This is a genomic window from Thermomonas carbonis (genome assembly GCF_014396975.1).
GTDB classification, from domain to species: domain Bacteria; phylum Pseudomonadota; class Gammaproteobacteria; order Xanthomonadales; family Xanthomonadaceae; genus Thermomonas; species Thermomonas carbonis.
Window position 1 is genome coordinate 3,363,588 of record NZ_CP060719.1, and the last position, 18,248, is coordinate 3,381,835.

Annotated in this window: 17 protein-coding genes, 1 tRNA gene and 2 pseudogenes; 7 read left to right on the plus strand and 13 right to left on the minus strand. The window is 66.8% G+C overall.

Translation table 11 applies throughout. The annotated features are described in order from the left end of the window. Window positions 1-76: 76 nt before the first annotated feature. Window positions 77-697, plus strand: a complete 621-nt coding sequence (locus H9L16_RS15530) for a DUF937 domain-containing protein (RefSeq protein WP_187552530.1) — start codon at window positions 77-79, stop codon at window positions 695-697. Window positions 698-903: 206 nt separating this feature from the next. Further along, window positions 904-3,140: pseudogene (gene katG, locus H9L16_RS15535) on the plus strand (catalase/peroxidase HPI). A 64-nt stretch (window positions 3,141-3,204) separates the two neighbouring features. On the opposite strand, the gene H9L16_RS15540 reads toward katG, so the two are convergent. The 7 genes and pseudogenes from H9L16_RS15540 to ffh all read right to left on the minus strand — a co-directional run bounded on the left by H9L16_RS15540 (window position 3,205) and on the right by ffh (window position 8,119). After that, entirely contained in the window at window positions 3,205-3,897 is a 693-nt protein-coding gene (locus H9L16_RS15540) for a peptidoglycan-binding protein (protein WP_187552531.1), read from the minus strand. A gap of 95 nt (window positions 3,898-3,992) precedes the next feature. Then, window positions 3,993-4,399: pseudogene (locus H9L16_RS15545) on the minus strand (RNA-binding S4 domain-containing protein). A 72-nt stretch (window positions 4,400-4,471) separates the two neighbouring features. Beyond that, on the minus strand, window positions 4,472-4,900 hold the full coding sequence (gene rplS, locus H9L16_RS15550) for a 50S ribosomal protein L19 (RefSeq protein WP_187552532.1): 429 nt from the start codon (window positions 4,898-4,900) through the stop codon (window positions 4,472-4,474). Window positions 4,901-5,058: 158 nt separating this feature from the next. After that, window positions 5,059-5,832 carry a tRNA (guanosine(37)-N1)-methyltransferase TrmD gene (trmD, locus tag H9L16_RS15555; protein ID WP_187554234.1) on the minus strand — a complete coding sequence of 258 codons (774 nt, stop codon included), beginning with the start codon at window positions 5,830-5,832 and terminating at the stop codon, window positions 5,059-5,061. An 11-nt stretch (window positions 5,833-5,843) separates the two neighbouring features. After that, window positions 5,844-6,365 (minus strand): ribosome maturation factor RimM, encoded by a 522-nt coding sequence (gene rimM / locus H9L16_RS15560; protein ID WP_187552533.1) that lies wholly within the window; start codon window positions 6,363-6,365, stop codon window positions 5,844-5,846. A gap of 42 nt (window positions 6,366-6,407) precedes the next feature. After that, window positions 6,408-6,656 (minus strand): 30S ribosomal protein S16, encoded by a 249-nt coding sequence (rpsP, locus tag H9L16_RS15565; protein ID WP_187552534.1) that lies wholly within the window; start codon window positions 6,654-6,656, stop codon window positions 6,408-6,410. Window positions 6,657-6,751: 95 nt separating this feature from the next. Continuing rightward, window positions 6,752-8,119: a signal recognition particle protein gene (gene ffh, locus H9L16_RS15570; RefSeq protein ID WP_187552535.1), complete on the minus strand. Its 1,368-nt coding sequence runs from the start codon at window positions 8,117-8,119 to the stop codon at window positions 6,752-6,754. A gap of 88 nt (window positions 8,120-8,207) precedes the next feature. Here ffh and H9L16_RS15575 point away from each other — a divergent pair, with 88 nt between their 5' ends. The 5 genes from H9L16_RS15575 to H9L16_RS15595 all read left to right on the plus strand — a co-directional run bounded on the left by H9L16_RS15575 (window position 8,208) and on the right by H9L16_RS15595 (window position 13,945). Further along, window positions 8,208-8,999, plus strand: coding sequence for a cytochrome C assembly family protein (locus H9L16_RS15575; protein ID WP_187552536.1), 792 nt, complete (start codon window positions 8,208-8,210; stop codon window positions 8,997-8,999). Between the two features lie 81 nt (window positions 9,000-9,080). Further along, the gene (locus tag H9L16_RS15580) at window positions 9,081-9,563 is read left to right on the plus strand and encodes a MarR family winged helix-turn-helix transcriptional regulator (protein ID WP_229796486.1); all 483 of its coding nucleotides are present in this window, start codon (window positions 9,081-9,083) and stop codon (window positions 9,561-9,563) included. A gap of 3 nt (window positions 9,564-9,566) precedes the next feature. Then, window positions 9,567-11,009 (plus strand): efflux transporter outer membrane subunit, encoded by a 1,443-nt coding sequence (locus tag H9L16_RS15585; RefSeq protein ID WP_187552537.1) that lies wholly within the window; start codon window positions 9,567-9,569, stop codon window positions 11,007-11,009. A gap of 7 nt (window positions 11,010-11,016) precedes the next feature. After that, window positions 11,017-12,237 carry an HlyD/EmrA/EmrK family protein gene (locus tag H9L16_RS15590; protein WP_187552538.1) on the plus strand — a complete coding sequence of 407 codons (1,221 nt, stop codon included), beginning with the start codon at window positions 11,017-11,019 and terminating at the stop codon, window positions 12,235-12,237. 127 nt (window positions 12,238-12,364) lie between these two features. After that, entirely contained in the window at window positions 12,365-13,945 is a 1,581-nt protein-coding gene (locus tag H9L16_RS15595) for a DHA2 family efflux MFS transporter permease subunit (RefSeq protein WP_187552539.1), read from the plus strand. On the opposite strand, the gene H9L16_RS15600 is transcribed toward H9L16_RS15595, so the two are convergent. The 6 genes from H9L16_RS15600 to ispH all read right to left on the minus strand — a co-directional run bounded on the left by H9L16_RS15600 (window position 13,946) and on the right by ispH (window position 18,243). Continuing rightward, on the minus strand, window positions 13,946-14,524 hold the full coding sequence (locus tag H9L16_RS15600) for a hypothetical protein (protein WP_187552540.1): 579 nt from the start codon (window positions 14,522-14,524) through the stop codon (window positions 13,946-13,948). It abuts the gene before it with no gap. Continuing rightward, entirely contained in the window at window positions 14,521-15,924 is a 1,404-nt protein-coding gene (gene radA, locus H9L16_RS15605) for a DNA repair protein RadA (protein WP_187552541.1), read from the minus strand. The genes H9L16_RS15600 and radA overlap by 4 nt, the downstream gene beginning before the upstream one ends. A gap of 210 nt (window positions 15,925-16,134) precedes the next feature. Beyond that, window positions 16,135-16,422 carry a hypothetical protein gene (locus H9L16_RS15610; protein ID WP_187552542.1) on the minus strand — a complete coding sequence of 96 codons (288 nt, stop codon included), beginning with the start codon at window positions 16,420-16,422 and terminating at the stop codon, window positions 16,135-16,137. 30 nt (window positions 16,423-16,452) lie between these two features. Beyond that, a tRNA-Thr gene (locus H9L16_RS15615) sits at window positions 16,453-16,528 on the minus strand. 53 nt (window positions 16,529-16,581) lie between these two features. Next, on the minus strand, window positions 16,582-16,965 hold the full coding sequence (locus H9L16_RS15620) for a transcriptional regulator (protein WP_187552543.1): 384 nt from the start codon (window positions 16,963-16,965) through the stop codon (window positions 16,582-16,584). Window positions 16,966-17,289: 324 nt separating this feature from the next. Next, a complete protein-coding gene (gene ispH, locus H9L16_RS15625; RefSeq protein WP_187552544.1) occupies window positions 17,290-18,243 on the minus strand; it encodes a 4-hydroxy-3-methylbut-2-enyl diphosphate reductase in 954 nt (317 codons plus the stop codon). Between the last annotated feature and the right edge of the window lie 5 nt (window positions 18,244-18,248).

The following is an 18,248-nucleotide window of genomic DNA, read 5'->3' on the forward strand; positions in this document are numbered from 1 at the left end:
CACTGCCGGCATCGGCACGGACTGGTAGTGTGGCTCGCCCGGGAGCTGATCCGGCCCACGCCACGAGGATGCCGCGATGTCCACCCTGACCGACCAGATCTTTTCGCAGATTTCCGGTGCCGCCATGCAGCAGATCGGCCAGCAACTCGGCACCGGGCAGGCGCAGACCTCCGGTGCGGTCGCTGCGGCGCTGCCGATGATCCTGGGCGCAATGGGCCGCAACACCGCGCAGCCGCAAGGGGCGGAGGCATTGCTGGGTGCACTCGGTCGCGATCATTCGGGTGCAGGCGGAATCGGCGACATCCTCGGTGCCGTGCTGGGTGGCCAGTCGAGCCGGCAAGCCGACGGCCTTGGCCAGTTGGGCCACATCTTCGGCGGACAGCTGCCGCGTGCAGAGGCCGGTCTCGGCCAAGCCACCGGCCTGGGCGGCGACAAGGCACAAATGCTGCTGAAGATCCTTGCCCCGATCGTGATGGCCTACCTGGCCAAGCAGATGTTCGGCGGCGCGCCATCGCAAGGCGCGGGAAACGCTCAGGCGCTTGGCGACATCCTTGGTCAGGAACGTGCGATCCAGCAGCAGCAAGGCGGCCTCGGCGGCGGCCTACTCGGCGCGGTGCTGGACCAGGACGGCGATGGCGAAGTCGGTCTGGACGATCTGCTGAAGATGGGCGGCTCGTTCCTGGGCGGTGGTCGCTGACCCGTCATCGCTTCAGTTGGGGTGATGCGCGAACGGCCGCCCGGGCCGCCGTTCTGCATTACGTGGCTGGAGCAGCAACGCTGCGGGGATGCTGCACTGCGGATAGGGAACCCCTATCGAACACTTCACTTCATTCAATTTTTCTTTAATGAAAGCCTGCGTAGGATGGACCTGGTCGATCACAGCGAGCCGGGAGGCCAGCCATCATGTCCAGCGAAGCGAAGTGTCCGTTCCACCAGACTGCAGGCGGCGGTACCGGCAACAAGGAGTGGTGGCCCAACCAACTCCGGCTCGACCTGCTCAACCAGCATTCCGACCGCTCGAATCCGTTGGGCGGGGATTTCGACTACCGCAAGGCCTTCAAGGGGCTGGACTACGCTGCGCTGAAAGCCGACCTGGCAGCGCTGATGACCGATTCGCAGGACTGGTGGCCGGCCGACTTCGGCCACTACGGCGGCCTGTTCGTGCGCATGGCCTGGCACAGCGCCGGCACCTACCGCGTCGGCGACGGCCGCGGCGGCGGAGGCCGCGGGCAGCAGCGCTTCGCTCCCCTCAACAGCTGGCCGGACAACGTCAGCCTGGACAAGGCGCGCCGGTTGCTGTGGCCGATCAAGCAGAAGTACGGCCAGGCGATTTCCTGGGCCGACCTGATGATCCTGGCCGGCAACGTCGCCCTGGAAACCATGGGCTTCAAGACCTTCGGCTTCGCAGGTGGCCGAGAGGATGTGTGGGAACCAGACCTCGACGTGTATTGGGGTCGCGAGACCAAGTGGCTCGGCGGCGACGAGCGCTATTCGCGCGGCTCGCCCGGCGTGGACGACCCGCACGGCGTGCTGGTCAAGGACGACGACAGCAAGGTGCCGCACACCCGCGATCTGGAGAATCCGCTTGCCGCGGTGCAGATGGGCCTGATCTACGTGAACCCGGAAGGTCCGGACGGCAAGCCCGACCCGATCGCCGCGGCCCGCGACATTCGCGACACCTTCGCGCGGATGGCAATGGACGACGAGGAAACCGTCGCCCTCATCGCCGGCGGCCACAGCATGGGCAAGACCCATGGCGCGGCGAGCGCGGACCACGTCGGCCACGAGCCGGAAGCGGCCGACCTCGAACTGCAAGGCTTCGGTTGGACCAATGCGCATGGCAGCGGCAAGGGTGCCGATGCCATCACCAGCGGCCTGGAGGTGACCTGGACGAAGACGCCGACGCGCTGGAGCAACAACTTCTTCGAGAATCTGTTCGGCTTCGAATGGGAACTCACCAAGAGCCCGGCCGGCGCGCAGCAGTGGGTCGCCAAGGATGCCGAAGCGATCATCCCGGATGCCTTCGACCCGTCGAAAAAGCATCGCCCGACGATGTTGACCACCGATCTGTCGCTGCGCTTCGACCCGGCCTATGAAAAGATCTCGCGGCGGTTCCTCGAAGACTTCGATGCGTTCGCCGATGCCTACGCGCGCGCCTGGTTCAAGCTCACCCACCGCGACATGGGGCCGAAGTCGCGCTACCTCGGCCCGGAAGTGCCGGCCGAAGACCTGATCTGGCAGGACCCGATCCCGTCCGCCGATTACGCGCCCATCGATGCGAGTGACATCGCATCGCTCAAGCAATCGATCCTCGCCAGCGGTCTGTCGGTATCGGAGCTGGTATCGGCCGCTTGGGCATCCGCGTCCACGTTCCGCGGCGGCGACAAGCGCGGCGGCGCGAACGGCGCTCGCCTGCGGTTGGCACCACAAAAGGATTGGGCGGCGAATGACCCGGCGCAGCTCGACAAGGTGCTGAAGGCGCTCGAAGGGATCAAGGCGAACTTCGATGCGTCCGCTACGGGCGGCAAGCGGGTCTCGCTGGCCGACCTGATCGTGCTGGGAGGTTGCGCGGCGATCGAACAGGCAGCCCGCGATGCCGGAGCATCGATCAACGTGCCCTTCCACCCCGGCCGCACCGATGCCACGCAGGAACAGACCGACGTGGATTCGTTCGCGCCGCTGGAACCGTTCGCCGATGGCTTCCGCAACTACCTCAAGGGCCGTCGGAAGTCCCGGCCGAACACCTGCTGGTGGACAAGGCGCAGTTGCTGACACTGACCGCACCGGAGATGACCGCACTGGTCGGTGGCCTGCGCGTGCTCGGTGCCAACAGCGGCGGTTCCGCGCACGGCGTTTTGACCGACAAGCCCGGCACCCTGAGCAACGACTTCTTCGTCAATCTGCTCGACATGGGCACGGAGTGGAAGCCGACCGGCCGCAACAGCTACGCCGGCCATTGCCGCAAGACCGGTGCCGTGAAATGGACCGGCACCCGCGTCGACCTGGTGTTCGGTTCCAATTCGGTGCTGCGCGCACTCGCCGAGGTCTATGCCAGTGCCGACGGCCAAGGCAAGTTCATGCAGGACTTCGTTTCCGCATGGAGCAAGGTGATGCAGCTGGATCGCTTCGACCTGGCCTGATCGTCCAGCCGGTGTTGCAACACGAACGGCCGCGCAAGCGGCCGTTCGTTTGCCTGCGTCTGCCTCAATACGGAACCAGCAGCAATTCGAGCGAGGCCGCGTAGCGCAGCGAACCATCCCTGAGCACGATCGGGTTCAGGAAGCTGGTGTACACAGCCCCCTGTCCGACCGGCCACGGATCATGGATGCGCACCATGGTGCCTGCGCCCGATGCGTCGCCATCGCTGTAGACCCCGCTCAGCACCACGGCGTGGCGTCCGCTGGAATGCCGCACGCCGAGCCACAACGGCGTGCGCATCAACATCGCCACCAGCGCGGAAACAGTCGGCGTGTGGTTGGGCATGCTCCAGCCCAGTCCCTGCCCGAACGCGGTGACATTGTCGATACTCGGACTCAGGCCCCCGCTGTCACCGGTGGCTGCTGTGCCCGAGCCCACGCTCATGTTGGTGCCCAGGATCATGGTGGCCGCGGCCGACCAGCAGGTCATGCCGGTCGGCTGCCCGTAGCGGCGGATCGGGTGTTCGCGATGATCGCGCAGGCCCAGCGCGGTCCAGGTACGCGGGCCGACCACGCCATCCACCGTCAGGCCGGGACGCCTGCGTTGCAGCGCCCTGACCGCCTGTTCGGTCTGCGGCCCGAAGATGCCATCGCTGCCGTAGAACGGACTGTCGACACGGTCGCGCACGTCCGCACGCACCAGCAAGCGCTGCATGTACTCGACGTCATGCCCTCTGCTTCCATTGCGCAGGATGCGCATGTTCGTCTCTCCCGGGTGGAAATTCCGGCGAAGTCTCCATGCGTGGCCGCGCGTGGACAATCCATCGTCCGCAATAGGCCGGACGCAAGGCAGGATCAGAGTGCGTCGATGTCGCCCAGCGCGCGGATCAAGCGGCGCGCACGCTTGTCTGGTTTCGATTCGGGTGGACTGAAACCCGCGCGTTCCGCAGCGCGCACGGCCCGCGCCTGTTCGCGTGCGAGTTTCGACGCAACGGATTCGCGATACAGCGCCTGGGCGATGCTGGCCGGGCCGCGCATTGTGTTCAAGCCGACGACCTCGACCTCCAAGCGTTCCTCGCCACGCGCAACCACCAGCGCATCGCCGACGCGCACGCTGCGCGACGGTTTGGCCCGCTGCCCCCGACATCGACCTTGCCGGTCTCGATGGCGTGCTTCGCCAACGCACGCGTCTTGTAGAAGCGCGCCGCCCACAGCCACAGGTCAAGGCGAACGCTGGCGACGGGTTCGATCAGCATCGTCATCGGAAAGGACGAATCTCCTGAAATGCAAACGGCCACCCGAAGGTGGCCGTTGCAGGAAGCGCAGCGTGCGCCTTACTCGGCGGCAGCGGCCGCTTCAGCGGCGGCAGCGGCCTGCGCGGCAGCCTTGGCCTTGGCGTTGCCGGCCAGGTCTTCCTTGATGCGCGCCTTCTTGCCTTCCAGGCCACGCAGGTAATACAGCTTGGCGGCACGGACGTCGCCGCGGCGCTTGACCGTGACCGAGTCGATCGCGGCGCTGTGGGTCTGGAACACGCGCTCCACGCCGAAGCCGTGGGAAATCTTGCGCACGGTGAACGCGGAGTTCAGGCCGGCGTTCTTCTTGCCGATGACCACGCCTTCGTAGGCCTGCACGCGCTCGCGGTTGCCTTCCTTGACCTTGACGTTGACGATGACGGTATCGCCGGGGCCGAAGTCGGGAAACTTGCGCGAAACCTGTGCGGTTTCGAAGTCCTGGAGCAGGGTGTGGATCGAGGGCTTGTTCATGGGATCAACCTTGATGGAATCGTGGCGTGCGGTGCACGCGCCTGTTGGATTAGTTGTTGCGCGAGTGCACGTGGACCCGCGTCATGGCATCGGTGGAACGTGGTGCGGCAAAGCAAGCCGCGCATTATAGCCGGGATTTTCTCAACCGCGCCAGAGGCTTAGGCGTCGCCGGCCGGGGGCTCGCCGACCGCCAGCAACCAGCGTTCGCGGAATTCTCCGAGCAGGATCCGGTCCTGTTTCGACAGGCTCGCCTCATCCAGCAGGTCCGGTCGCCGCAGCCAGGTCCGGCCCAGCGATTGCTGTCGGCGCCAGCGTGCGATCCCGGCATGATTGCCGGACAGCAGCACCTCCGGGACGGCCCCCAACTCATGCTCGACCGGGCGGGTGTAATGCGGGCAATCGAGCAGGCCGTCGCCCCCGAAACTGTCCTGCACCGCCGATTCCGCATCGTTCAGCGCACCGTCCTGCAGCCGGGCCACGGCATCGATCAATACCGCCGCTGCCAGTTCGCCGCCGGACAGCACGTAGTCGCCGATCGAGAGCTCCTCGTCGACCTCATGCTGCACAAGGCGCTCGTCCACGCCTTCATAACGACCGCAAAGCAGGATCAGCCGCGGCGCGGCAGCCAGTTCGCGAACCTTGGCCTGGTCGAGTCGGCGACCTTGCGGGCTCAGGTAGAGCACTTTCGCGGGTGCCGCATCCGCCTCGCGCGCCGCATTGATCGCCGCTCGCAGCGGATCGATCAGCATGACCATGCCCGGCCCGCCACCGCAGGGCCGGTCATCGACCCGGCGATAGTTGCCCTCGGCATGGTCGCGCGGGTTCCAGCCGTGGATCGACAGCAGGCCTCGATCGCCGGCACGCCCGACCACGCCGTGCGCGGCGAGCTGGGCGACGAATTCGGGGAACAGGCTGACGATGTCGAAGCGCATCGGCATCGACGTCAGAAATCCGCGTCCCAGTCCACGGTGACCAGGCCAGCCTCGAAATCGACGCTGCGGATGAAGTCCGGCTGCACGAACGGGATCATCCGCTCGCGGTCGCCCTTCGCCACCAGCACGTCATTGGCGCCCGTCGAGAACAGGTGCGAGACGGTCCCGAAGTCCACGCCCTCGGCGTTGACCACGCGCAGGCCCTCAAGGTCGACCCAGTAATACTCGCCGTCGGCCGGTGGCGGCAATGCGGAACGCGGCACCAGCACGTCGACGCCACGCAGGGCATCGGCAGCATCGCGATCCTCGACGCCGGTCATGCTGGCGATCAGGCCCTTGACGCCTTCGCGCACCTTCACGCCTTCGCAGGATCGCTGCTGCCCGCGCGCGTCGCGCAGGATCCACGGCTGGTAGCGGGCAATGGCGTGCAAGGGATCGGTGAAGCTTTCCAGCTTCACTTCGCCACGCACGCCAAACGCACCGTGCAACCGACCGACGGTGATCATCCGCTGGCCGGTGTCCGGTGCGTTCATGGGAATGCGATCAGAGGGCCGCCGCTAAGACGACTCGCCGGATCAGGCAGCCTTGGCGGCCTGCTTGTAGAGATCAGCGACCTTGTCGGTCAGCTGCGCGCCGTTGTCGACCCAGTGCCTGATGCGCTCGAGGTTCAGCTCGACGCGCTTCTCGGCACCCTGGGCAACCGGGTTGTAGAAGCCCACGCGCTCGATGTTGCGGCCGTCACGGGCGCTGCGGCTGTCGGTGACGATGACGTGGTAGAAGGGACGCTTCTTGGCGCCGCCACGGGTAAGGCGAATCTTGACCATTGCAGTTTCTCGGTGTTGCCCAGCGGCCGGAATGGCCGGGTAAGCCGGCAAGTATAACGCGGTGAATCGACTGGCGAAACCCACGCCGACTTCAGTCACCTCATGGGCATGCCGCCGCGCCCACCCATCATTCCGCTCAGCCCGCGCATCATCCCCTTCATGCCACCGCGGCCCAGCTTGCCCATCATTTTTTCCATCTGCTGGTACTGCTTCAGCACCTTGTTGACGTCGGCCGGGGTCAGGCCGGAGCCACGCGCCACGCGGGCACGCCGCGAGCCATTCAACAAATCCGGATTGCGGCGCTCCTTCTTGGTCATCGAATTGATGACCGCGATCATTCGCGGCACTTCCTTGCCGGTGACCTGCTGCTTGACCGCTTCCGGCAGCGCGCCGACGCCGGGCAGCTTGTCCATCAGCCCATGCAGGCCGCCCATGTTCTGCATCTGCTCGAGCTGGTCGCGCATGTCGTTGAGGTCGAACTTCTTGCCCTTGGCGACCTTGTCGGCGAGCTTTTTCGCCTTGTCGTGGTCGACCTGCTGCTCGACCTGCTCGACCAGCGAGAGCACGTCGCCCATGTCGAGGATGCGGCCGGCGGCACGATCCGGGTGGAACACATCCAGCGCGTCGGGCTTTTCGCCAACGCCGACGAACTTGATCGGCTTGCCGGTGATGTAACGCACGCTCAGCGCCGCGCCACCGCGCGCATCGCCATCGGTCTTGGTCAGCACCACGCCTGTCAGCGGCAGCGCCTCGCCGAAGTGCTTGGCGGTGACCGCGGCGTCCTGGCCGGTCATCGAATCGACCACGAACAGGGTTTCGACCGGGTTGACCGCGGCATGCAGCGCCTTGATCTCGGCCATCATCGCGTCATCGATGCTGGTGCGGCCGGCGGTGTCGACGATGAGGACATCGGCGAAGGTCTTGCGCGCCTCGATGATCGCCGCCTTGACGATGGCTTCCGGCTTCTGCGACGCATCGGACGGGAAGAACAGCGCGCCGACCTGCCCCGCGAGCGTCTGCAACTGTTCGATCGCGGCCGGGCGATAGACGTCGGCGCTGACCACCATCACCTTCTTCTTGCGGCGTTCCTTCAGGTGCTTCGCCAGCTTGGCGACCGTGGTGGTCTTGCCCGCACCCTGCAGGCCGGCCATCAGGATCACCGCCGGTGCCGGTACGTTGAGGTTGAGGTCGGTCGCTTGCGAGCCCATCACCAGCGCCAGCTCGTCGCGGACGATCCGCACCAGCACCTGGCCGGGGGTGAGCGAGCGCATCACTTCCTGGCCGACCGCTCGCACCTTGATCCGCTGGATCAATCCCTGCACGACCGGCAACGCCACGTCCGCTTCCAGCAGGGCGATGCGCACTTCGCGCACCGCTTCACTGATGTTGGATTCAGACAGCCGGCCACGGCCACGCAGGCGTTCCATGGTGCCGGACAGGCGCTGGGTCAGGGATTCGAACATGGGGCTGGCAGCCTTGCAGATGCTGGGATTTCGGGCCGCGGAGTATAGCTCGCGCCCGGCCGGCGCACCTTTGTGCGACACTCACGCGATGACAATCGTTCTCATCGCCGCGGTGCTCTACGTGGCCGCAGCCGCCCTGCTCTGGCACTCCGCCACTGGCGATGGGACGCCGCGCCGCGGCTGGATCCCGCTGGCGGTGCTGGCAGTGCTGTTCCATGCCGAAACCCACGCGGAAGCCTGGCGCCTGCTGCAGGGCGCGGACATGCATTTCTTCGCCGCGCTGTCGCTGGTCGGGCTGGGCATGACCGCCTTGACCACCGCCTTCGGTGCCTCCGGGCGGATGCCGGCGCTCGGGATCGTGGTGTTCCCGCTCGCCGCGGCCAGCCTGCTCGCCTATCGCGGGTACGGCCATGCCGACAACGCGAGCGAGCTCGGCTGGCGGTTGCAACTGCATGCGTGGATGGCCTTGCTGGCTTACGCGACGCTGGCCTTGTCTGCGGTGTTGGCGATCTTCCTTTGGGCGCAGGAACGCGCCCTGCGCCGTCGCGAGTTCCGCCGATGGCTGCGCGCCCTGCCGCCACTCACCGAACTGGAGAGCCTGTTGTTCCGCAGCATCACCGTCGGCTTTGTGCTGCTGAGTGCGACCCTGCTGACCGGTCTGCTGTTCGTCGATGATCTGCTCGCCCAGCACCTGGTCCACAAGACCGTGCTCAGCGTGCTGTCGTGGCTGGCCTTCGGGGCATTGCTGCTGGGTCGTTGGCAACGCGGCTGGCGTGGCGCCATCGCGGTGCGCTGGACCCTGGCGGCGATGGCATTGCTGGTGTTGGCGTTTTTCGGCAGCAAGTTCGTGTTGGAGCTTGTCTTGCACCGGACGGGCTGACCCAGGCCACAGACGAGAATACGTTTGCAGTGTAGATAATTGCATTGACAACTATTGCATGGACGCAGATCATGCTGCCCCATGACGACTCTCCATCCCCCCGACCACCCGGTCGCGCCCAAGATCGCCGCCTGCAGCGGCTCCACGCTGGGCCTGCTGTTCCGGCAAGCGCGCGACGCGATGTGGGCGCGGATGGAGGCCGAACTCGCCCGTTCGGGCCATGAACTGAATTTCAGCCAGTTCATCACCATCAAGACGCTTGCCAACAGCAAGACCAGCGTCACCGACCTGGCCCGTGCGGCGTACCTGCACCCGGGCGCGATGACCCGGCTGCTGGACAAGCTGGAGGCACGCGGGATCCTGGAGCGCGTGGCCGATCCCAACGACCGCCGCGCCCTGCACATCCACCTGACCGACGCCGGTCAGGCGATCTGGCGCGACATCGACCAGTGCGGCAAGCGCGTGCGCGAGGCCGCCTTGCAGGGCATGGACAGCGGCGAGCGCGAGCAGTTGCTCGCCCTGCTGGAACGCGTGCGCGACAACCTTCAATCGACTACGGACTGACTCATGTCCCGTCTCCCGCTCCTGGTCACCGCGCTGGCCACCGCCCTCCTCGCCACCGCCTGCGCCAGCACCGGCGATATCGCGCCACGCGGCGTGATGCGCGATGCCGGCAGCCTGCGATCCGCCGCCTCGCTGGCCGGCACCCGCGTCTCCGACGCCGCCTGGCCGAGCGACCACTGGTGGGCCGCATTCGGTGACCCGCAACTGGATGCATTGGTCGACGAAGCCCTGGCCAACGCGCCGTCGATCGAAGCCGCGGATGCACGCACGCGCAACGCCATTGCCCAGGCGGGCCTGGCCGATGCGGCGCGCAAGCCGACGCTGGGTGCAGGCGCGCAGGTATTGGGCGCACAGGTGCCTCCCGCGTTGGTCGGCGACGAGATCGGCGGCGACTTCAAGGTCGTCAATGCGTTGACCCTCAGCTTTGCCTGGAACCCCGATCTCTGGGGCATGTCGCGCAGCAAATGGCAGGCCGCGGTGGGTAGCGCACGCGCCGCCGAGGTGGACGCGCAATCTGCACGCGTGGCACTGGCCGCGAATGTGGCGCGCAGCTACGTCAGCCTGGCCCGCGCGTTCGACGCACTCGACGCGGCGAATGCCGAAGCCAGACGCGCCGACGCACTCATCGCGCTCAACCAGCAGCGGATCAATGCCGGGCTGGACAACACCATCGCGCTGAATCAGAACCGCAGCGCAGCCGCCACCGCGCGCCAGCAGGCGCAGGCCGCGCAGCACGACATCGATGCCCTGCGCAACGCGTTGGCGGCATTGCTAGGCGCGGGACCGGATCGCGGCATCGAGATCGCCCGGCCGGCACTGAAGACACCCGGCCTCGCATTGCCGTCCGTACTTCCTAGCGAACTGCTTGCACGCCGTGCCGACATCGTCGCAGCGCGCTGGCGGGTGGAAGCGGCGCAGCACGGCATCGACGCCAGCAAGGCCGCGTTCTATCCCTCGATCAACCTGAGCGCGCTGGCTGGCCTGGCCGCCGGCAATCTCGGCGACCTGTTCGGCAGCGATGCGTTGCTGCTCAACGGCGGTCCCGCATTGAGCCTGCCGATCTTCGAAGGCGGACGACTGGAACAGCAGTTGCGTTCCAGCGATGCCGACCGCGACCTCGCCGTTGCCACCTATGACGAGACGTTGATCGGCGCGATCCGCGACGTCGCCAATGCGGTGCAAGCCGCCCGTGCGATGGACGCACAGATCACCAGCACCACCATCGCGCGTGATGCCGCCGCCAAGGCGCATGCGCTCGTGTCGCAACGGCAGCGCGCCGGCCTGGCCACCCAGCTCGATGTGCTGGCCGCGCAGGCACCGCTGCTGAAACTCGACCAGCAACTCGCTGCGCTGATCGCCACGCGCCGCATCGCCAGCATCGACCTCGACCAGGCGCTCGGTGGCGGCATCGCCATCGACGCACCCATCGCTGCCGCCTCCCACTGACGCCGCCATGACCACCGAAACCATCCCGAACACGTCCGCCGGCAGTACCGCGCCGCTGCCGTCCTCACCACCACCCACGCCGGCCAGCAATGGCAAGCGCAAGCGTGCGCTGCTGATCCTGCTCGCGATCGTGCTGATCGCCGCTGGTGCCTGGCTTGCGTGGTACCTCACGGTTGCACGCTGGCACCAGTCGACCGACGACGCCTACGTGCAGGGCAACATCGTCAGCATCACCCCGCAGACGCCGGGTACGGTGGTGTCGATCAATGCCGAAGACGGGATGCGGGTCGAGGCCGGCCAGGTACTGGTGCAACTGGATCCCAACGACGCCGAAGTCGCCTACGCGCAGGCCGAAGCCAACCTCGCCGGCGTCGTGCGCCAGGTACGCGGGCTGTACAGCAGCGTCGACAGCGCGCAGGCGGACATCGCCGCACGCCGAGTCGCGGTCGCGCAGGCGCGCGCCGATGTGGCCCGTCGTAGCGGACTGGTCGCAACCGGTGCGGTGTCGTCCGAGGAACTGGCGCATGCCCGCGCGCAACTGGATGCCGCGGAAGCTGCGCTGTCCGGATCGCAAGGACAGCTGTCGCGCAACCGCGCGCTGGTCGATGCCACCACCGTCGGCAACCAGCCGCAGGTCAAGGCCGCCGCCGCGCAACTGCGCCAGGCCTATTTGAATTTGCAGCGCGCGGCGATCGTCGCGCCGATTTCGGGCTTCGTCGGCAAACGCCAGGTGCAACTCGGCCAGCGCGTGCAGCCGGGCACCACGCTGATGACCGTGGTGCCGCTGGAACAAGTCTGGGTGGAAGCCAATTTCAAGGAAACCCAGTTGCACGCGATGCGCCTGGGCCAGCCGGTCGAACTGACCGCCGATGTCTACGGCGACGACGTGACCTATACCGGCAAGGTGACCAGCCTGGGCCTGGGCACGGGCAGCGCGTTTTCGCTGCTGCCCGCGCAGAACGCCAGCGGCAACTGGATCAAGATCGTGCAGCGCGTGCCGGTGCGCATCGAACTGGATCCGAACCAGGTTGCCGAGCATCCGTTGCGCCTGGGCATGAGCATGTCCGCCGATGTCGCGATCCGCGATCAGGCCGGCAAGACCCTGCCCACCGCATCGCCTGCGAAAACCCTGCTCACCACCCAGGCGTACGCGAAGCAATTGCAGGACGCCGACGCCCGCATCGAAACGATCATCGACCGGAACCTGGCGCAGGGCCGCCGGTCCTGACCGTCCCTTACGCAGGAGTCGCGCTGGCGGCGCTTCGTTCCCTCCCCCTCCCCTCGTGGTGACGGGCGACGCCTAGCCGGCAGCCAACGTGCTGCCGCTCCTGCACCTTTTCCGAAGCCGAAGCCGCATGTCGACCATCGCGCAAGACGCATCTGCCGGGCCGCCCGCTGCTGCCAGCCCGGCCGCCTTCCGCCCACCGAACATGGCATTGACCACGCTCGGCCTGGCCTTGGCGTCGTTCATGCAGGTGCTGGACACCACCATCGCCAACGTCTCGCTGCCGACCATCTCCGGCAGCCTCGGCGGCAGCGCCAACCAGGCGACGTGGGTGATCACCTCGTTCGCGGTCAGCACCGCGATCGCGTTGCCGCTGACCGGCTGGCTAGCGCGCCGGTTCGGCGAGCTCAAGCTGTTCGTGTGGTCGACGATGGCCTTCGTGATCGCCTCGTTCCTGTGCGGCATCGCCAACAGCATGGGCATGCTGGTGGTCGCGCGCGCACTGCAGGGCTTCGTCGCCGGGCCGATGTATCCGATCACCCAAGCGCTGCTGCTGTCGATCTACCCGCCGGCGAAACGCGGCCAGGCGATCGCGTTGCTGGCCATGGTCACCGTGGTCGCGCCGATCGCCGGCCCGATCCTGGGCGGCTGGATCACCGACAACTACAGCTGGGAAGGGATCTTCTTCGTCAACGTGCCGATCGGCATCTTCGCCAGCCTGGTCGTGGGCCGCCAGCTGAAGGGCCGTCCGGAACGGCTGGAAAAGCCGAAGATGGATTACATCGGCCTGGCCACGCTGGTGCTGGGCGTCGGCGCCCTGCAGATCCTGCTCGACCTCGGCAACGACGAGGACTGGTTCGCCTCGCAGACCATCGTGGTGCTGGCGATCGTCGCGGCGATCTCGCTGGCGGTGTTCGTGATCTGGGAACTCACCGACAAGGATCCGATCGTCAACCTGCGCCTGTTCCGGCACCGCAACTTCGCCGCCGGCACGCTGGCGATGGTGGTGGCGTATTCGGCGTTCTTCAGCGTCGGCATCCTGGTGCCGCTGTGGCTGCAGCGCAACCTCGGCTATACCGCGATCTGGGCCGGTTTCGCGACCGCGCCGATCGGCATCCTGCCGGTGCTGCTGACGCCGTTCGTTGGCAAGTACGCCAACCGTTTCGACCTGCGCGTGCTTGCCAGTGTCGCCTTCGTGGCGATGTCGCTGACCAGCTTCGCGCGCTCGCACTTCAACCTCGACGTCAATTTCGAGCACGTGGCGTGGATCCAGCTGTTCCAGGGCATCGGCGTGGCGCTGTTCTTCATGCCGGTGCTGCAGATCCTGCTGTCCGACCTGGAGCCGCACGAGATCGCGGCGGGCTCTGGTCTGGCCACCTTCGTGCGCACCCTGGGCGGCAGCTTCGCGGCGTCGTTGACCACGTATGCCTGGTCCGAACGCGGCGCGGTGCACCACGCCCACCTGACCGAGAAGATTTCGACGCAGGACCCGGCGACGATGCAGTCCGTCATGCAACTCGGCGGCGGCGACCTCCAGCGCGGCGCGGCGATGCTGGAGCGGACGATCTCCAACCAGGCCGCGCAGATCGCCTTCAACGAGATCTTCCACCTGCTCGGCATCATCTTCCTGTGCGTGATCGCCTTCGTGTGGTTCGCCAAGCCACCGTTCGCGGCGAAGCTTGGAGGCGCGCCGCCGGGCGGCGGTCACTGATCAGTTCAAGACGCCCAGCGCGATTCCGGCCAGCAGCCCCAACGCGCTGCCGCCGAACACCTCCGGCAAGCTGTGCCGGGCCATCCGCAGGCGCGACCATCCCAGCAGTGGCAACGCGAGCAGCGCGGCGATGCCGGCGGTTGGCCACAACGACAGCATCGCCACGCTCGCGAATGCCAGGCTGGCCATGTGCAGGGACAGCTTGATCCAGCGATTGGCGATGCCGGCGACGCACAGCATCGCGATCACCGCGACGACGCCCTGCCCGGTCGCCGACGCACGTCCGCCGAGCCACCACCAGTAACCGGCCGCGACGACCAGCACCAACGCGTACAGGATCGGGCGTTCGCGCCGATCCGAGGCATCCACCGTGCCCCAGCGACCACTGCGCCTGCGTTGCAGGACGAAAGCCCAGACGATGGCGATCGCCACCGCGATGCCGATGGCCGTGCGCGGCAACGCCGCCGGATCCACGCGCCACGCCGCGATCAACGCCAGCACAGCGAACACCGCGAATGGATGCAGCAGGATCGAGGTCCAGCGCGCGAAGCCGGATGACGCCGATGCGGCGTCGCTCACGCGTGTTCCAGCGCGTCCGCCAGCCGCTCCACCGCGACGACTTCCATGCCCTTGTAGCTGCCTGACTTCGGTGCGTTGCCTTTCGGCACGATCGCGCGCTTGAAACCGTGGGTCGCGGCCTCGTTCAAACGCTCCTCGCCATTCGGGACTGGCCGGATTTCGCCACTCAGGCCGACTTCGCCGAACGCGATGGTCTTCTCCGCCAGCGGCTTGTCGCGCAGCGAGGACAACACCGCCAGCAGCACCGGCAGGTCGGCCGCCGTTTCCTGCACGCGGATGCCGCCGACCACGTTCACGAACACATCCTGGTCGCCCACCATCACCCCGCCGTGGCGATGCAGCACCGCCAGCAGCATCGCCAGGCGGTTGCCTTCCAAGCCAACGACCACGCGCCGTGGATTCGACAGCGGCGAGGCATCGACCAGCGCCTGCACCTCGACCAGCAACGGTCGCGTACCTTCGCGCGTCACCATCACGCAACTGCCGGGCTGTGGCGTACCGCTACCGGACAGGAAGATCGCCGACGGATTCGGCACTTCGCGCAGGCCGCCATCCGACATCGCGAACACGCCCAGCTCGTTGACCGCGCCGAAGCGGTTCTTGAACGCGCGCAGCACGCGGAACCGGCTGCCGGCATCGCCCTCGAAATACAGCACCGCGTCGACCATGTGCTCGAGCACGCGCGGACCGGCGATGCCGCCTTCCTTGGTCACGTGGCCGACCAGGAACACCGCGGTGCCGGTCTCCTTGGCATAGCGCACCAGTCGCGCCGCGGACTCGCGTACCTGGCTGACCGAGCCCGGCGCGGCAGTCAAGGTGTCGGTCCACAGGGTCTGGATGGAGTCGGCGATCAGCAGCTTCGGCCTGGCCTGCACCGCGTGCTCGAGGATGCGTTCCACGCAGGTCTCGGCCAGCGCCTGCAGGCCGTCCAGCGGCAAGCCCAGGCGCACTGCGCGGCCAGCGACCTGGGCCAGCGACTCTTCGCCGGTCACGTACAGGCCGGGCAGGCTCGGAGCCATCTTCGCCAGCGCCTGCAGCAGCAAGGTGGATTTGCCGATGCCCGGATCGCCACCGACCAAGACCACCGCACCTTCCGCCAAGCCGCCGCCGAGCACGCGGTCGAACTCGCCGATGCCGGTCGAGGTGCGCGCGTGTTCGGTGTGACGCACGTCGGCCAATGCGACGACCTGGGCGACATCGACCTTGCCCGCCCAACCGCTGCGCCGCGATGCCGGCGAGGCCGCCTGCGCTGCACTTTCCAGCACGATTTCGCTCAGCGAGTTCCACGCTCCGCAGGCTTCGCACTGGCCCTGCCACTTGGCGTGATCGGCCCCGCATTCGGTGCACACGTAGGCGCTGCGGCGCTTTTGCGAAGCTGTTTTTGCGGCGGGCTTGGACATGGATGCGCGGCAGATGGCGATGCCGCACTGTAGCCGGACGCCGTCGCAGCCGCTAAGACGAATAACCACCCAATATCGGGTCGGTGATCCGGCATCGAAACATCGCTGCGACGCGCGGCGTTAGCGGACGTCCGGAAAACGAAAAAACCGCCACTTGGCGGGTCATGCCGGCATCCATCACCGGATTGCAGGAACGATGCCGCGGCGGCGTCAGCCTGATGCGGCTGCCGCTTGCGCGCCATTCGCATCGGCTTCGGCGACCGCGCGTTGTTGCAGGATTTTCTCGGCCTGTGCATCCGCCGCCACGCGATGCTGCAACGACTTGCACAGCTCGATGCCGGCCGTGGTCAGTCGCAAACCGTCGGCATCGTCCTCGATCAACCCGCTTTCGACCATGCGCTGCCGGATGACGCCATCACCATGCACAAGCTCGATGCCCTGATCGATGCGATGCAGGACATCCAGCAGGGCCAGGTCTTCGAGCGAAATCGCGTCCATGACCGTCCGGCGGTTGATTGATCGATGGGTTGGTGCCGGAAATAGGAATCGAACCTACGACCTACGCATTACGAATGCGCCGCTCTACCAACTGAGCTATTCCGGCGAGGGCGCAAGTCTAGCCGCTCGGGCCACGCTCCACCAGCTTCGCGAACTCGTTCACGCCTGTCCCGCGCGGCGGCGGCTGGACTGCAGGGTGTCGACCAGGTCCAGCACCAACTGCTGCGAGCGCCGCGGCAGCTCGCGGAATCCGGCAAGCAGGATGCGTTCTTCCTCGACATCGACCAATTCCGCATCGGCGGCCGGTACCTCGGCCAAGGCCTCGGGATCGGTCGAGATGCCGCCGCGGCCGGTGCCCAGCCATTCCAGCGAAACCCGACAGGCCTTGGCGATCGCCAGCAGGTTATGCATCGAGGGCAGCACACCATCGGCGGACTCCCAGTTGGAAACCGCGCTGCGGCGCACGTCCACCGCTGCCGCCAGGCCGGTCTGTGAAAACCCCGCACGCCGGCGCGCGCGGCGGATCCGTTCCTGCATCTTCATGGTGCCTCCCGTGCCAGCCAACGTGGCTGCCATCGATATTGGCACAAGGTTGTACAGGATTGCTGTCTTTCACGCATGGAAAGCTCAGTGAATGGTCGATTCAAGCAGTGCCAGACATTGGGAATGGCGTCCAGCTCGGATGCAATTCCGTGCATTCACAAGCAGGATGATGGCTCGGGCGACACGGACGTTGCCCGCTCCTCCCCCCGGGGCGCCGGAGCTCCTCGTCATCGATACCCCTTATCGATTCCGTGCCGCCCCGCTTTATGCAAGATTGGACGCCACGTTCGCAGCGTGGCGTCCCTTTTTTTCCGGGCAACGGTCTCAGTCGACCAGGCGCAGGCGCAATTCCTTGGGCAGGGCGAACACCATGTCCTCGGGTTCGCCATGCAGGTCGCGCACGCCGACTGCGCCGAGTTCGCGCAATCGCACCAGCACGCCCTGCACCAGCACGTCCGGCGCGGAAGCGCCCGCGGTCACGCCGATGCGCTTGCGCCCGGCCACCCACGCGGGATCGATCTCCTCGGCACCATCGATCAGCCAGGCGGCCGCGCCCTCGCGCTCGGCGAGTTCACGCAGGCGGTTGGAGTTGGAGCTGTTCGGCGAACCGACCACCAGCACCGCGTCGCAGCCCTCGCCGACCAGCTCGCGCACGGCGTCCTGGCGGTTCTGCGTCGCATAGCAGATGTCATCGTTCTTCGGACCCTGCATCTGAGGGAAGCGGGCCTTCAGGGCGGCGATGATGTCGCGGGTGTCATCCACGCTCAACGTGGTCTGGGTGGTGAACGAGCAATTCCCCGGCTGGCCGATGTCGAGAGTCGCGACATCGTCGATGTCCTCGACCAGATGGATCGTCCCCACCCCGCCCTCGCGGTTCCACTGACCCATCGTGCCTTCGACTTCCGGATGCCCGGCATGGCCGATCAGCACCATGTCGCGGCCGTTGCGGCATTGCCGCGCGACTTCCAGGTGCACCTTGGTCACCAGCGGACAGGTGGCGTCGAATACCTTCAATCCGCGCCGGTCGGCTTCACGGCGTACGGCCTGCGACACGCCATGTGCACTGAAGATCACCGTGTTGCCGTCCGGCACTTCGTCCAGTTCCTCGACGAAGATCGCGCCGCGCGCCTTCAGGTCGTCGACCACGAACTTGTTGTGCACGACTTCATGGCGCACGTAGATCGGAGCGCCCAGCGTCTCGATGGCACGCTTGACGATCTCGATGGCGCGGTCGACGCCGGCACAGAAGCCACGCGGATTGGCGAGCAGGATGTCCATGCGCG